The organism is Streptomyces sp. SLBN-118 (genome assembly GCF_006715635.1).
Taxonomy (GTDB): domain Bacteria; phylum Actinomycetota; class Actinomycetes; order Streptomycetales; family Streptomycetaceae; genus Streptomyces.
Genome location: NZ_VFNP01000001.1, coordinates 2,866,911 through 2,879,485, shown reverse-complemented (window position 1 = coordinate 2,879,485; position 12,575 = coordinate 2,866,911). Strand labels below are relative to the sequence as shown.

General features: G+C 68.9%; 13 protein-coding genes. 9 read left to right on the top strand and 4 right to left on the bottom strand.

What is annotated here, in order from left to right:
* Positions 1-70 precede the first annotated feature (70 nt).
* A complete protein-coding gene (locus FBY35_RS12890) occupies positions 71-820 on the top strand; it encodes a hypothetical protein (RefSeq protein ID WP_142213939.1) in 750 nt (249 codons plus the stop codon).
* On the opposite strand, the gene FBY35_RS12885 is transcribed toward FBY35_RS12890, so the two are convergent.
* A complete protein-coding gene (locus tag FBY35_RS12885) occupies positions 813-1,172 on the bottom strand; it encodes a DUF192 domain-containing protein (RefSeq protein ID WP_142213938.1) in 360 nt (119 codons plus the stop codon). The two genes, FBY35_RS12890 and FBY35_RS12885, sit on opposite strands and share 8 nt — an antisense overlap.
* 104 nt (positions 1,173-1,276) lie before the next feature.
* Between FBY35_RS12885 and FBY35_RS12880 the strand changes: the two genes are divergently transcribed.
* Together FBY35_RS12880 and FBY35_RS12875 are read left to right on the top strand one after the other, a co-directional pair.
* Positions 1,277-2,065: an A24 family peptidase gene (locus tag FBY35_RS12880; protein WP_142213937.1), complete on the top strand. Its 789-nt coding sequence runs from the start codon at positions 1,277-1,279 to the stop codon at positions 2,063-2,065.
* Between the two features lie 33 nt (positions 2,066-2,098).
* The gene (locus tag FBY35_RS12875) at positions 2,099-2,494 is read left to right on the top strand and encodes a cupin domain-containing protein (RefSeq protein WP_142213936.1); all 396 of its coding nucleotides are present in this window, start codon (positions 2,099-2,101) and stop codon (positions 2,492-2,494) included.
* A gap of 382 nt (positions 2,495-2,876) precedes the next feature.
* Here the strand turns inward: FBY35_RS12875 and mgrA are convergent, their stop codons facing one another.
* Complete coding sequence (gene mgrA / locus FBY35_RS12870) at positions 2,877-3,914, bottom strand: L-glyceraldehyde 3-phosphate reductase (protein WP_142213935.1); 1,038 nt, start codon at positions 3,912-3,914, stop codon at positions 2,877-2,879.
* A gap of 207 nt (positions 3,915-4,121) precedes the next feature.
* Here mgrA and FBY35_RS12865 point away from each other — a divergent pair, with 207 nt between their 5' ends.
* The 4 genes from FBY35_RS12865 (at position 4,122) to FBY35_RS12850 (ending at position 9,068) form a co-directional block, all read left to right on the top strand.
* Positions 4,122-4,883: an isoprenyl transferase gene (locus FBY35_RS12865; RefSeq protein WP_142213934.1), complete on the top strand. Its 762-nt coding sequence runs from the start codon at positions 4,122-4,124 to the stop codon at positions 4,881-4,883.
* A 298-nt stretch (positions 4,884-5,181) separates the two neighbouring features.
* The gene (locus FBY35_RS12860) at positions 5,182-6,504 is read left to right on the top strand and encodes a PhoH family protein (RefSeq protein WP_142213933.1); all 1,323 of its coding nucleotides are present in this window, start codon (positions 5,182-5,184) and stop codon (positions 6,502-6,504) included.
* A 405-nt stretch (positions 6,505-6,909) separates the two neighbouring features.
* Positions 6,910-7,602, top strand: a complete 693-nt coding sequence (locus FBY35_RS12855) for a transglycosylase SLT domain-containing protein (RefSeq protein WP_142213932.1) — start codon at positions 6,910-6,912, stop codon at positions 7,600-7,602.
* A 116-nt stretch (positions 7,603-7,718) separates the two neighbouring features.
* On the top strand, positions 7,719-9,068 hold the full coding sequence (locus FBY35_RS12850) for an AI-2E family transporter (protein WP_142213931.1): 1,350 nt from the start codon (positions 7,719-7,721) through the stop codon (positions 9,066-9,068).
* Positions 9,069-9,232: 164 nt separating this feature from the next.
* On the opposite strand, the gene FBY35_RS12845 is transcribed toward FBY35_RS12850, so the two are convergent.
* Together FBY35_RS12845 and FBY35_RS12840 are read right to left on the bottom strand one after the other, a co-directional pair.
* Positions 9,233-9,766: an alkyl hydroperoxide reductase gene (locus FBY35_RS12845; RefSeq protein WP_142215038.1), complete on the bottom strand. Its 534-nt coding sequence runs from the start codon at positions 9,764-9,766 to the stop codon at positions 9,233-9,235.
* A 5-nt stretch (positions 9,767-9,771) separates the two neighbouring features.
* Complete coding sequence (locus tag FBY35_RS12840; RefSeq protein WP_142213930.1) at positions 9,772-10,326, bottom strand: peroxiredoxin; 555 nt, start codon at positions 10,324-10,326, stop codon at positions 9,772-9,774.
* A gap of 148 nt (positions 10,327-10,474) precedes the next feature.
* Here FBY35_RS12840 and FBY35_RS12835 point away from each other — a divergent pair, with 148 nt between their 5' ends.
* Entirely contained in the window at positions 10,475-11,416 is a 942-nt protein-coding gene (locus tag FBY35_RS12835) for a hydrogen peroxide-inducible genes activator (protein WP_142213929.1), read from the top strand.
* Positions 11,417-11,596: 180 nt separating this feature from the next.
* Positions 11,597-12,574, top strand: coding sequence for a MarR family transcriptional regulator (locus tag FBY35_RS12830; protein WP_260848599.1), 978 nt, complete (start codon positions 11,597-11,599; stop codon positions 12,572-12,574).
* Position 12,575: the final 1 nt, after the last annotated feature.

Below are 12,575 nucleotides of genomic sequence, written 5' to 3'. Positions count from 1 at the left end.
TTAGCGTGCGGCGACCGGACCCTGACAGCGGACGGGACAACGGACGGGACAGCGGACGGGGTGGGCACGAATGAGGCAGCGGCGCACGGCAGTGGCGGCAGCAGCGCTTGCGCTTGCCGTGGGGCTCACGGCCGGCTGCGGCGGCGAGGACGACACTGCGGCACAGCAGCAGCCGAAGAAGGAGAACGCGCCCGCAACGCCCACCACCCGGGCACCGACTCCGCACGCACCCGCCCCGCCGTCCGCCACCACTTCCCAAAAGGACCTCTCCGGGGCCGAGTTGGAACAGGCCATCCTCGCCAGGGGCGACGCTCCCGGCTTCAACGTCGGCCCGTTGGGCACCCCACCGTCCCCGGGCGAGAGTGCCGACAAGCCCGAGTGCGCCCCGCTCACCGCCGTCATCAACGGCAAGCCCGAGCCGCTCGCCCATGCCTCCGCCTACCGCCTGCTCACCGGGGCCAAGGACGGCCGGCCCTCCGTCTCCGAGTTCCTCACCGCCCACGGGGCACAGGGCGCGGCGACCGTGCTCAGCCGGTTGCGTACCGCGGTCGAGGCGTGCAAGGGCGGCTTCGCTGCGAGCGGCGGGGAGGGTCCTTCGACGTACAGGAGCGTGAAGGCGCTGCCCGTCGCCAAGGTCGGCGACGACGCGTTCGCCTATCAGGTCACCGGTGACTTCGAGGGCGATCCCGTGCCTCTGGTCTTCGCGGTCGTACGCTCCGGCGGCACGCTCGCGACGTACTACACCGCGAACTTGGAGGGTCCCACGACCCCGCGGATCCCGCCCGTCCTGCTCACCGCCCAGCTGGCGAAGCTCAGGTGATCGTCACCACTGCGCCCGGGACCAGTCCCCATCCCGCCATCGCCCCGGCCTCCGCCTCCAGCACATGCCGGGCCCGAAGCCGCGGGAGGCCGAGCCGTCCCCGCTTCATGGTGTGGACGCCGACGACTCTCAACTCCTTGTCCAGGTACGCCACGTCGATCGTGAAGCGCATTCGGAAGGTGTGCACGCTGTTGCACGGTGTCAGCAGGATCGCGCCGTCGATACCGTCCCGCCCCAGCAGCCCGCGCCGCCGCGGTCCGTAGGTGGCCGCGATTTCCACCGGGACACCGCTTTCGTGCCCGCTCACGGTCAACGTCCCTGTGCCGTTGTGCCATTGACGCCGTCCACTCATGGTCGTAGACCGTAGCGCCGGGCGCGCCCACTGGGCCCCGAACCGGCAGCAGTGGGCCCCTGGGCCCATGACCGGCCCGCCCATCCCGGCCTACGCTCGCTGCTGTGTACGCCACGCTGATCGCTGTCGCCGCCCTGTGGGGCGCGGGCGCCGGGCTGTTCCTGCCGCGCGCCGCGTACCGGCTCTCCGTCGAGCCGGAGGAGGCGTGGCGCGTCGCCTGCGCCGCGGGGCACCCGTTCACCGGGCCCGGGCGGGGTTGGATCGGCCGGTCGCGATGCGGGGCCTGTGCCACGGCCGTGCCGGCCCGCACGGCACCGGGCACAGCGGAAGCCGAGGGCGCGCCCGCCTCCCGCCCGCAGCCGCTGGTCCCGCTCACCACCGCCCTCGTGTGCGCCGCCCTCGCCGCCGCCACCGGGGCCCGCCCCGAGCTGGCCGTCTGGCTCCTGCTCACGCCCTTCGCCGTACTGCTGGCCCTCGTCGACCGAGCCGTCCACCGCCTGCCCGACCAGCTGACCCTGCCGCTCGCCGCGGCGGCCGGGGCGCTTCTCGGACTCGCAGAGCTGCTCCCGGGCGAGGGCGGCTCCTGGCCCGGCGCGCTGCTCGGCGGGCTCGTCCTCGGCGCCGCCTACTTCGTGCTGTTCCTGATCCACCCGAACGGCATGGGCTTCGGCGACGTCAAGCTCGCCCTCTCGCTCGGCGTCGTTCTGGGCTGGTACGGCTGGGCGGTCCTCTTCGCGGGAGCTTTCGCGGGCTTTGTGCTGGGTTCCCTGTACGGGCTGGTCCTCATGGCCGTGCGCCGCGCGAGCCGCAAGACCGCGATCCCCTTCGGGCCGTTCATGATTGTGGGCGCGCTGGCGGGAGTACTGCTCGGAGCCCTGGCGGCAATGCCGTAGAACCGGCCCCGCACATGGCGCAGTATCGACCGTATGGACTTCAAGCCGGTCAACCTCACCGAAGCTCTCGCCTCATTCGACGAGGTCTACAGCCCCCGCGTCGTCGCCCGTATGAACGACTACGACGTACGGATCGCCCACACTGCCGGAGAGCACGTCTGGCACGTCCACGAGGACACCGACGAGTTCTTCCTCGTACTCGACGGGCGTTTCGACATCGCCCTGCGTGCCGCCGACGGTACCGAGTCCACCGTCGAGCTCCACAAGGGCGACACCTTCGTCGTCCCGAAGGGGACCGAGCACAAGCCCTCGTCGCCCGGCGGCTCGATCCTGATGTTCGAGCCGTCCGGTACGAGGACGACGGGCGACCGGCACGAGGGCGAGATCCCCGAGCATGTCGACAGCACCACGGGACACGCCCTGTCATGACGGCCGCCCTCCTGGGCCTCAGGCATGAGGGCCGACCGTGACCCGGCCCACTGCGACACCTTTATGGGCGAGATCCTCGCCAACAAAGCCAAGGAACACGCTGTCTGACGGGCCGTAGGGCCGATGGCGTCAACGCCGCGCCCGTCACAGGGTCCCCATTGGGGGGTACAGCCGCGGGCGGCCCGGAGCCTGCCGGCGGCCGTGTTCCGGGCCCTGGCCGCGGGCGCCCCACCGTGCCCGCGAAATCAGCGGCGTGGCGAGGGCATGGCGTGGCACTCGGCACCGCTCACGAAGGGTTATGGTGGAAACCCCCCCTCGGGCCGGTCCGTATCCCCCCCACGGACCGGCCCGTTTTATGTTCCTCCGCCTCCCGGGCGTTCCCTCAGCTCCGTCCGGCCCAGATATTGGTGCCCGCGGTGTCCACGGCGAAGGTGTCGATCTCCTTCAACTCCTCGGCGCTCAGCGGCTGTCCGGCCAGCGCCGCGATGTTCTCCTCCAGCTGCCGCACGCTGGAGGCGCCGATCAGGGCCGACGTCATCCGCGGGTCCCGCAGGACCCAGGACAGCGCCAGCTGGGCGAGCGTCTGACCGCGCGAGGCGGCGATGTCGTTCAGGCCGCGCAGCCGCCGGGTGACCTCGTCGGAGAGCAGGTTCGGGTCCAGGGACTTGCCCTGCGTGGCCCGCGAGCCCTCCGGGATTCCTTTCAGGTACTTGCCGGTGAGCAGCCCCTGCGCGAGAGGCGCGAAGGAGATGCAGCCCATGCCCGCGTCCTCCAGCGTGTCGAGCAGGCCGTCGTCCTCGGTCCAGCGGTTGATCATGGAGTACGAGGGCTGGTGGATGAGGGCCGGGATGCCCATGTCCTTCAGCAGTCCGGCCGCCTCGGCGGTCTGTTCCGCGTTGTACGAGGACACGCCCGCGTACAGCGCCTTGCCCTGCCGCACGGCGGAGGCCAGCGCGCCCATCGTCTCCTCGAGCGGAGTGTCCGGGTCGAAGCGGTGGGAGTAGAAGATGTCGACGTAGTCCAGACCCATCCGCTTCAGGGAGGCGTCGAGGGAGGACAGCAGATACTTGCGCGAACCCCACTCGCCATAGGGTCCCGGGTGCATCAGATAGCCAGCTTTGGTCGAGATGACCAATTCATCGCGGTATGCGGCGAAGTCCTGTGCGAAGATCTTGCCGAAGTTCAGCTCGGCCGAACCGGGCGGCGGCCCGTAATTGTTCGCCAGGTCGACATGTGTCACACCCAGATCGAAGGCGCGGCGCAGAATCGCGCGCTGAGAGTCAAGGGAGCGGTCGTCGCCGAAGTTGTGCCAGAGACCGAGGGAGATCGCGGGCAGTTTGAGCCCGGAGCGGCCACTGCGCCGGTACTCCATCGACTCGTAGCGGTCCGCCGAGGCGCGGTAGGAAGGGGAATCAGTCACGCATCCCTCCTTATCACGGACTTGTGACAGACCGGGTTGGGCCGCCGTGGCCCGTGCGCAGTACTGTGGCGGCTCCGGGGCTGCCGCACACGGGGGTCAGGGACTGTGCAGCATCTCCCGGGGACTGAGACTTCCGCGGCCGGCGCCGCGAAGCCCCCGGACCCCGCAAAGGGCTGGTGCGCCCGACAGAACCGAGAGGTGAACTCAGTGAACTTGCGCGACCTGGTGTACGGGCTCTACGCACGCCGGGTGGAAGGCCGCCTCGACCACGCCCAGGTGCCCAAGCACATCGGCGTCATCCTCGACGGCAACCGCCGCTGGGCCAAGGCGTCGGGCGGCACCGCCGCGCAGGGCCACAAGGCCGGGGCCGACAAGATCTCCGAGTTCCTCGGCTGGTGCCACGAGACCGATGTCGAGGTCGTCACGCTGTGGATGCTGTCCACGGACAACTTCGACCGGCCCGAGGACGAGTTGATCCCGCTGCTCGGCATCATCGAGGACACAGTCCGCGACCTGGCCGCCGACGGCCGCTGGCGCGTCCACCACGTGGGCACGCTCGATCTGTTGCCCGCCCGCACCCAGTCCGTACTGAAGGAAGCCGAGCAGGCGACCACGGGCATCGACGGCATACTGGTGAACGTCGCCGTCGGCTACGGCGGCCGCCAGGAGATCGCGGACGCCGTCCGCTCCCTGCTGCTGGAGCACGCCGACAAGGGCACGAGCTTCGAGGAACTCGCCGAGATCGTCGACGTCGAGCACATCTCCGAGCACCTCTACACCCGTGGCCAGCCCGATCCCGACCTGGTCATCCGCACCAGCGGCGAGCAGCGTCTGTCCGGATTCATGCTCTGGCAGAGCGCCCATTCGGAGTACTACTTCTGCGAGGTCTTCTGGCCGGCCTTCCGTAAGGTCGACTTCCTGCGCGCGTTGCGCGACTACGCGGCGCGTCACCGCCGCTACGGCTCCTGACGGGGTTCCCACGGCTCCCGTACACCCGGGTGGGTGCTGTTTTACCCCCTGTTCATCCATGCGCCGTCATATGCCATGGCATGGCTGCGCGTGTTCGAGGGAATATCCCTTCCAGAGTGAGTGGCATGGAGTCCGCTCACCCGGGAGGCCCTTTGCACCAGGACGACCGTGCAGCACCTGTACGGACGACGGCGAGGGCCGGTGTTCGGCCCGCGCATTGGCGCCCGAGCCCGGCCCCATCCCCCCGCGACGCCGTCGCAGTCGCACCCCGACCTGATCCGAGGGGGTACGTCCTTCCGTGGTGACCAGCACAAAGCGCCGCATGCCCGACAGGCGCACCTACGTTCTCGACACCAGCGTTCTGCTGGCCGACCCGAAAGCTCTGACCCGCTTCGACGAGCATGAAGTCGTGCTCCCGATCGTGGTCATCGCAGAGCTGGAGGCCAAGAGACACCATCCGGAACTCGGATACTTCGCCCGCCAGGCGCTGCGCCTGCTGGACGACGTGCGAATCCGATACGGACGTCTCGACGCCCCCATTCCCTTGGGCGACCTCGGTGGCACGCTCCGTGTCGAGCTCAACCACTCCGATCCCGGCGTCCTTCCGGCCGGCTTCCGATTGGGGGACAACGACTCACGGATCCTGGCGGTGGCGCGCAACCTCCAGGCCGAGGGGTACGACGTCACGGTCGTCTCCAAGGATCTGCCCCTGCGTATCAAGGCCTCGTCCGTCGGCCTGCTGGCCGAGGAGTACCGCGCCGAACTGGCCATCACCGACTCCGGCTGGACCGGTATGGAGGAACTGCCGCTCTCCGCCGAACAGGTGGACCTGCTGTACGGAGAGGAGACGCTGTACGTCCCCGAGGCGGCCGAACTGCCCGTCCACACGGGCCTCGTCCTGCAGTCCGAGCGGGGCAAGGCGCTGGGCCGGGTATCGGCCGAGGGCAGTGTGCGGCTGGTGCGCGGTGACCGGGAGGCCTTCGGCATCCACGGCCGCAGCGCCGAGCAGCGCATCGCGCTCGATCTGCTCCTCGACCCGGACGTCGGCATCGTCTCGCTGGGCGGCCGGGCCGGCACCGGAAAGTCGGCGCTCGCGCTGTGCGCAGGTCTCGAGGCGGTCCTGGAGCGCAGGCAGCATCAGAAGGTGATGGTCTTCCGGCCGTTGTACGCCGTGGGCGGGCAGGAGCTCGGCTATCTGCCCGGCACCGAGGCCGAGAAGATGAGCCCCTGGGCGCAGGCCGTCTTTGACACGCTCTCGGCAGTGGCGGGCCGTGAAGTGATCGAGGAGGTGCTGGGGCGCGGCATGCTCGAGGTCCTGCCGCTCACCCATATCCGGGGCCGCTCGCTGCACGACGCGTTCGTCATCGTCGACGAGGCGCAGTCCCTGGAACGGAACGTCCTGCTGACTGTTCTGTCCCGTATCGGGGCCAATTCCCGGGTTGTTCTCACGCATGACGTGGCGCAACGGGACAATCTGCGCGTAGGCCGATATGACGGAGTAGTCGCCGTCGTCGAGAAGTTGAAGGGCCATCCGCTCTTTGCGCATGTCACCCTCACCCGCTCCGAGCGCAGCCAGATTGCGGCGCTTGTGACCGAAATGCTGGAGGACGGTCACATTTAGTACCGAATGCAAGTGGTTGGGCCAGTACGGCAGTTGACGCCGCCCGGCAAAGCGCATGAGCTTAGCCGGGCGGCGTCGTGCTGTCCGCCGGTTTCTGCAAAGCCCCTGGCCCAAACGGCATGTGACCTTTCACACGTAACGAAGAATTGCCTTGCGGCGTCGGCTTCCGGCAGAGTCTTGCTTCCGTCAGGCCCCGCATACGGCACACCAGCACCACCAGGTGCACCGCACCACACAACTCAAGATCTGTCGTCGTATGCCGCCCGCGAGCATCATGGGCTTCTCCCGCAAGGGAGTTGCCCACCGGGCCCGCGCCTCCCGTGACCCAAGCAAGGGGAGGCCAGCGCCAGGGGCACGATTGCGCTCGCGAGGTCACCTATGCGGGCGATGCTGGAAGGACACCGTGTGAGCCGGATCTCGGTCCGGGGATTCGCCGTGGCATCCGCCACTGCGGTCACCACCGTCGGCGCCGTCGTGGGCGTTGCATCGGGCAATGCCCAGCCCTCGAGCGACAACCTCGAGGCAACGGCAGCCGATGCGACTCTCCTCGCAGACATACCCGTGGGCCAGCAGGCCCAGATTCAGGTCTCGTCCCTGACGCAGCAGGCCGACGCACAGGCCGCTGCCGCCGACGCGGCCGCGAAGAGGTCTGCCGAGGAAGCCGCCCGCATCCAGGCCGCCAAGACCGCCAAGGCGAAGAAGGAAGCCGCCGAGGAGCAGGCTGAGCGCGAGGCCGAGGAGAAGGCCGCACGAGCCAGCCGCAGCGCCGTGCGCGACGCGTCGAGCTTCTCCGCGAAGAGCTCCTACTCGGTCTCCGAGGTCCAGGCGATCGCACGACAGATGGTCCCCGGTGACCAGTTCCAGTGCTTCAGCAACATCGTGGACCACGAGTCCAGCTGGAACTACCAGGCGCAGAACGCCTCTTCCGGCGCCTACGGTCTCGTCCAGGCACTGCCCGGCTCGAAGATGTCCTCGGCCGGCGCCGACTGGCAGACCAACCCGGCCACCCAGATCAAGTGGGGCCTGAACTACATGAACGACCGTTACGGCAGCCCCTGCGGCGCCTGGTCGTTCTGGCAGGCCAACAACTGGTACTAGTACCGGCCGCCGCTCAACTTCGCGGAGCCCCTCACCGTCATACGGTGGGGGGCTTCGTGCGTGTACCGTCGGTCGGAACAGCTCCGGGGGGAGTGGTGGGGGGAAGAGAGAAGATCATGTCACGACTGCCAGGATGGCTTGCCGGTATGGGCGCCTCTCTGACCCGGATCGGCGAGCACCTGGAGGAGCGGCGCACCGAGGCGGCCATGGACGGCATGCCCGACCTCGTCGTGCCTGATGTCGTCGTGCCCGAGGCAGTGCCGTCCGCTCGGGGAAACGTCCCGCCACCGCCCTCGTACGCCCCCGCCATAGCCGCGAGGCCCGATCCCGTCGCGGCCATTCCGTGGGGCATCCGTGTCGCCGCCGAGGCCGGCTGGCGGCTGCTCGTACTGGCAGGCACGCTCTGGGTGCTGATCCGCGTCATCAGCGCCGTGCAACTGGTCGTCCTCGCCTTCGTCGCCGCGCTGCTCGTCACTGCGCTGCTCCAGCCCACCGTGGCCAGGCTGAAGAGACTGGGGCTGCCGCGCGGACTGGCCACCGCCGTCACCGCGGTCGCCGGCTTCGTCGTCATGGGCCTGGTCGGCTGGTTCGTGGTCTGGCAGGTCATGGACAACCTCGACGATCTCTCCGACCGGGTCAGGGACGGTATCGAGGAGCTCAAGCGCTGGCTGCTCGACAGCCCCTTCCATGTCACCGAGCAGCAGATCAACGACATAGCCAAGAACCTCAGCGACACCATCGGGACCAACACCGAGGAGATCACCTCGGCCGGTCTGCAGGGTGTGACCGTGATGGTCGAGATCCTCACCGGAATGCTGCTGGCGATGTTCTCCACGCTCTTCCTGCTGTACGACGGCAAGCGCATCTGGCAATGGGTGCTCAAGCTGGTCCCGGCCCAGGCCCGCGAGGGTGTCGCCGGAGCCGGCCCGCGGGCCTGGCGCACGCTGACCGCCTATGTGCGCGGCACGGTGATAGTGGCGCTGATCGACGCGATCTTCATCGGCCTCGGCATCTACTTCCTCGATGTCCCGATGGCCGTCCCGCTGGCCGTGTTCATCTTCCTTTTCGCCTTCATCCCGCTCGTCGGCGCGGTCGTCTCGGGAGCACTGGCAGTCGTCGTCGCACTGGTCACCCAGGGCGTGTTCACCGCGCTGATGGTGCTGATCGTCGTGCTGGCCGTGCAGCAGATCGAGGGCCATGTACTGCAGCCGTTCATCCTGGGCCGGGCGGTGCGGGTCCATCCCCTCGCCGTCGTCCTCGCGGTCGCGGCGGGCGGCATGACCGCGGGCATCGGCGGCGCGGTGGTGGCGGTGCCGCTGGTGGCGGTGACCAACACGGTCGTCGGCTACCTGCGCGCGTACAGCAAGGAGCAGACGCTGCGGGCCGCGCAGCCGCAGCACAGTGTCGTGGCGACCGAACTCGCCCCTGCTCCGGTGCCGGTGACTCCTGGGGCGCAGGAGGAGTAGCGCACGGGCACAGCCATCACTTCCCCGACGCCCCTTCGCTGCTCACCTGGCGAGGTCTGGTCCTCCTCGGCGCCGGCGGCGGGCCAACTCCTCACTCCACAAGGCCCGAACGACAGACGCCCCTGCCGACTCCAAGCCGGCAGGGGCGCCCCTCGTACACGGTCCTACTCGGCCATGACGGCTTCCGCGTCAAGCGTCGTACCGACCGCCTGGATCACCGAGGCGATCTTGAAGGCCTCCTGGATCGTCTCGCGGTCCACACCGGCCTTACGGAGCACCTGCTCGTGCGAGTCGAGGCACTGGCCGCAGCCGTTGATCGCGGAGACGGCGAGCGACCAGAGCTCGAAGTCGATCTTCTCCACACCCGGGTTGCCGATGACATTCATCCGCAGCCCGGCGCGCAGCGTGCCGTACTCCGGGTCCGACAGCAGGTGCCGGGTCCGGTAGAAGACGTTGTTCATCGCCATGACGGCAGCGGCCGACTTGGCGGCGGTGTATGCCTCTGGGGAGAGGCTTGCCTTGGCCTCCGGCTCCAGTTCGCGCAGCACCTTCGGCGAGCGCGAGGCGATCGCGCAGGCCAGGACGGTGCCCCAGAGCTGCTGCTGAGGGAGCGCACTGTTGCCGATGACCGAACCGAGGTTCAGCTTCAGGTCCTTGGCGTAGTCCGGCAGCGCGGACTTGAGGTCGTCGAGGGACATCCCGGTCACTCGCCCGACAGGAGCGCGACCGGGTCGAGGGTGTTCTCGCCCTTGGTCCAGTTGCACGGGCACAGCTCGTCGGTCTGCAGGGCGTCCAGCACCCGCAGGACCTCCTTGGGGTTACGGCCGACGGAACCGGCGGTGACCATCGTGAACTGGATCTCGTTGTTCGGGTCGACGATGAAGACGGCGCGCTGCGCGAAGCCGTCCTCGCCCTCGATGCCGAGGTCGCGCATCAGCTCGTGCTTGGAGTCGGCCATCATCGGGAAGGGCAGGTCACGCAGGTCGGCGTGGTCCTTGCGCCAGGCGTGGTGGACGAACTCGGAGTCGCCGGAGAAGCCGAGGATCTGGGCGTCGCGGTCGGCGAACTCCTCGTTAAGCTTGCCGAAGGCGGCGATCTCGGTGGGGCAGACGAAGGTGAAGTCCTTGGGCCACGCGAACACGACCTTCCACTTGCCCTCGTAGGACTTGTGGTTGATCTCCTCGAACTCCTTGCCGCTCTCCAGCGAGACGCAGGCGGTCAGTTCGAACGTGGGGAACTGGTCACCGACAGTGAGCACGCGCTCTCCTTGCGAAGGTGGATTTCCCTTGTGGGGTCTTCCAGGGGTTGGACGGAGCTCGATCCTGGCACAGGGTGCATTGATCATAAAAATAGCTAGACTCGGTCGCCGCGATCGGAGACAGCTATCAGTGGGCGGAGCAAACGGGATGAAACAACCGAGCCTCGCGCAACTGCGTGCCTTCGCGGCCGTGGCCGAGCATCTGCACTTCCGGGACGCAGCGGCAGCAATCGGGATGAGTCAGCCCGCGCTCTCCGGAGCGGTGTCCGCACTTGAGGTGGCACTGGGTGTCCAGCTGCTGGAGCGTACGACCCGTAAGGTGCTGCTCTCCCCGGCCGGGGAGAGGCTCGCGGCCCGGGCCCGGGCGGTGCTGGACGCGGTCGGTGAGCTGATGGAGGAGGCCGAGGCGGTACGCGCCCCCTTCACCGGAGTCCTCAGGCTCGGAGTGATCCCGACCGTCGCTCCCTATCTGCTGCCGAACGTGCTGCGGCTCGTCCACGACCGTTATCCCGACCTCGATCTCCAGGTCCACGAGGAGCAGACCTCCTCACTGCTGGACGGCCTCGGGGCCGGGCGGCTCGATCTGCTGCTGCTCGCCGTGCCCCTGGGGGTGCCGGGGGTGATGGAACTTCCGCTGTTCGACGAGGACTTTGTTCTTGTGACGCCCGAGGACCACTGGCTGGGCGGCCGGCAGGACATCCCGCGCGAGGCACTGCGCGAGCTGCATCTGCTGCTGCTCGACGAAGGTCACTGCCTGCGCGACCAGGCCCTCGACATCTGCCGCGAGGCGGGACGCACCGAGGGTGCCCCGGTGACCACCACGGCCGCGGGTCTGTCGACGCTTGTGCAACTGGTCGCGGGCGGGCTCGGCGTGACGCTGTTGCCGCGTACGGCGATCGACGTCGAGACCGGCCGCGGCGGGCGGCTGCAGACGGGGTACTTCGCGGAGCCGGCTCCCGCGCGCCGGATCGCCCTGGCGATGCGTGCGGGCGCGGCACGCCAGGGCGAGTTCGTCGAGTTCGCGCAGGCGCTGCGGAAGGCGATGGCCGTGCTCCCGGTCCGGGTGCTGTCCGCCGGAGCTGACTCTTAAGTAGCCGGTCGGTTTTCTGATCGTCGACGGTCTCCGACCGGCGGGACATTGCAGCTTCGGTCATATTGCATGACTGGCGGAAGAGTCGGCTCCGCGGCTGATACACATACCCCCTCGGTGTCAGATGTCAGGCACCAGTGCGAAATTCATGCGCCCCGACATTCGTGTGCGCTGCAATTCATGTGCCCCGAATCGAAGGGCGCGGCTGCCAAGGGGGAAGTGATGCCGGACATCCGCGAATCCCTTCACCGTGCCGGACACGGAGTGCTCTCACTGGCGTTGGCCCAGTGCCGCGCGGCCGGATCCACCATGGTCCTGCGGGTGTGCGGCAGACCCGGCGGAGTGTTCCATCTCCGGCAGGGCAGCGTGGTGGCGGTCGAGAGCCCGGGCGCCCCCGGAATCCAGACGCTGCTGCTGCGCTCCGGCCGGATCAGCGAGGCGGACTGGGCCGATCTGGTCCCGGCGGGCATGGACGCGCGCAGGCCCGGCGCCGAACTGGTCGCGCGCGGGCAGATCGGCGCCGCCGAACTTCAGGTCGTATCCGCGATGGCCCTGCAGGACGCGGTCTTCGCCGTCATCGCGGGAGACATGGGCGAGTGCATCGCCGATCCCGAGAGCGGTCCGCTCGTCCCGGTCGGCCCAGGCGAGGACCCGCTGCGGCTGCTCGACAACGCGGTCCGGAAACTCGCCGCTCTTGCCGCGCTGCCCCACCCCGTCCTGCCCGACCGCGAGCGGGTCGTCGCCGGCCGCGGCGTCGACGGACCGGCCGAGGACCTGGCGCCCCACCGGAAGGAGATCCTCTTTCTCGCCGACGGCAGGCGCACCCCACGGGACATCGCCTTCATGATCGGCCGGGGCGTCTACCACGTGACCGTCGAGATCTCACGGATGCTCGGCGAGGGGCTGCTGGAGCGAGCCACGCGCAGCGCGCCGACCGGCGTCCCTCGCGTGCTCGCGGCGCAGGCTCCGGTTCCGAGGCGTCCGGCCACCGCCCCGGACGGAGCGGACGCGACCGGCGATCTGCCCCGCCGTACTCCCGGGGCCAGCGGGATTACGGAGAAGACTCTCGCCGCGGACGTTTCCGCGACGAGCTGGAAAGGGCTCTTCCGATTTCGAAGCCGTACCCGGGCAGCGAATTCCGGGGTCACGGACTCCTGAA